We start from the raw sequence: 2,010 nt of genomic DNA on the forward strand, positions 1-2,010 counted from the left end.
GCATGCTCGGCATGATCGCCTTCTGGCTGTACTACTGGCTGCTGTCCAAGAAGATCAACCCCATGGTGCTGATCGTGGCCACCATGGTCGTGGGCATCATCGGCGCGTTCTTCGGCGTGCTGGCGTAGGTTCCTGCGTTTTATTCTGCCCCCAAGGGAAACGGCGACCCGTTGCGGTCGCCGTTTTTTATTACCGAAAGTTAGCTGGAGGTGCTTCGTGATTCGATCTGACAATCCACCCGATAATGGCGTGAGCGGGGCGATGTATCTATTTGGCACGGCGCTCTTGTGGAGTTTTATCGGCATCCTCGTTCGCGCCAATTCGCAGTCAGCTCTTTTGATCGGTGCCGTTACGGCAATATTTATGGCGCTCTTTATCCTGCTCGTCGGTAGGCCCGTCCTCCGCGTCAGCCGTCTTATTGTCCTTGTGGCCGTCTGCAACTTCGTGACGGGCACCACGTTTAACTTTGCCAACCAGCTCACGACGGTCGGCAACGCGATCGTTCTGCAGTACACCTCGATGATTTTTGTTATCGTGTATCAGTCGCTCGCAACTCGCACGTTGCCCTCGCCTGCGAAGATTGCCTCCGTGTTGGTTGCTTTTACGGGTATGGGACTTTTCTTTTTAGGCGATTTGAGCGCCGAGGGCATGCTCGGCAACCTGCTTGCCGTCATTTCGGGAGCCACCTTTGGGCTGTGTTTCTTTTTAAACTCTCGCCCCGATGCGTCGCCCATGGTGTCCTCGCTCATCTCCTGCGGCATCTCGATACTGCCGATCGTCTATTTTGCCGGCGACCTAGGCTCCGTAAAACCCTTTGAGTGGGGGCTTATGCTGGTGCATGGCCTTTTTTGCAGCGGCCTTGCGAGTGTGCTGTATGCCAAGGGGATTGCGCGCACTAACGCGTTTGCGGCCAACTTGGTTTGCATGAGCGAGGTCGTGCTCGCTCCCTGCTGGTCGGCGCTCCTCTTTGGCGAGGTCTTTCGCTGGAACGAGTTTTTGGGCGCGGCGATAATCGTTTTGGTGATTGTAGGCAACTTGGCATACGATGCCTTTGGCGATGGCTTTCTGGTGGCGCTTGTCCGCCATCGAAACAAAGAGCGCGCCTGATGGGATACGTCTGCCGTTTACGGTAAAAAACACCCCGCTGAGCGAGTGGTATTAAATAGTAAGAACCTGCATATCTATAATTGGTATCAAATCATTTGTGCCTGGCATAGGTGTTAACAGCACACCAGGTACGCTTCGGGCCGTGTGGTCGAGTTTCCGGATTGATATCAACAGCGCGCGCGACGGTGACCGGCTATGACTCGAGATTTCCTATTTTGGAGGAACCATGCTTACCCAAGCAATCCTCGTCGGCTTAGTCGGAGCGTTTGGAGGCCTCGACTACCAGCTCGGCACCCTCTACGCGTTCCGCCCCATCGTCCTGTGCCCGCTCGTGGGCCTGGTGCTGGGGGACCTGCAGACTGGTCTTGCCGTCGGCGCCAGCCTGGAGCTGCTGTTCATGGGTTCGGTTTCCATCGGCGCCTACGTGCCGCCTAACGAAACGATCGGCGGCGTGCTCGCCTGCGCGTTTGCCATTCAGCTCGGTCAGGGTACCGAGACGGCCATCGCGCTCGCCATGCCCATCGCTGTCCTTTCGCTGACGATCGGCAACATTACTAGTGCCTTGTTCACCGTGTTTGTCGATATGGCAGACAGGTTCGCCCTCAAGGGAAACCTTAAAGGCATTTACGCCGTTCATTGGGGCATGGGTCTTTGGGGCTGCCTTGAGTATTTCCTGCTGTGCGGCGGCGCCTTCTATCTGGGCTCCGATGCCATCCAGGGCCTGCTCGACTTCGTCCCGTCCTTCATCATTGATGGTTGCGGCGTTGCCGCCAACATCCTGCCTGCCATGGGCTTCGCCATGCTCGGCCGCCTGGTGCTCACCAAGCAGCTCGTGCCCTTCTACTTCCTGGGCTTCCTGCTGTGCTCCTACGCCAACGTGCCCGTCCTGGGCGTCGCCCTGAT

At 57.2% G+C, this 2,010-nt stretch carries 3 protein-coding genes; all 3 read left to right on the forward strand.

Going from position 1 to position 2,010, the window contains the following annotated elements:
- Nucleotides 1–11: 11 nt before the first annotated feature.
- Nucleotides 12–128: a PTS system mannose/fructose/sorbose family transporter subunit IID gene (locus AAAX35_RS09535; RefSeq protein WP_349104723.1), complete on the forward strand. Its 117-nt coding sequence runs from the start codon at nt 12–14 to the stop codon at nt 126–128.
- Between the two features lie 88 nt (nt 129–216).
- Nucleotides 217–1,107 carry a DMT family transporter gene (locus AAAX35_RS09540; RefSeq protein WP_343007855.1) on the forward strand — a complete coding sequence of 297 codons (891 nt, stop codon included), beginning with the start codon at nt 217–219 and terminating at the stop codon, nt 1,105–1,107.
- Between the two features lie 226 nt (nt 1,108–1,333).
- The coding region (locus AAAX35_RS09545; RefSeq protein WP_349117454.1) for a PTS sugar transporter subunit IIC at nt 1,334–2,010 on the forward strand (677 nt) is incomplete at its 3' end.

It is taken from the genome of Collinsella sp. CLA-ER-H11 (assembly GCF_040092445.1).
GTDB lineage: Bacteria > Actinomycetota > Coriobacteriia > Coriobacteriales > Coriobacteriaceae > Collinsella.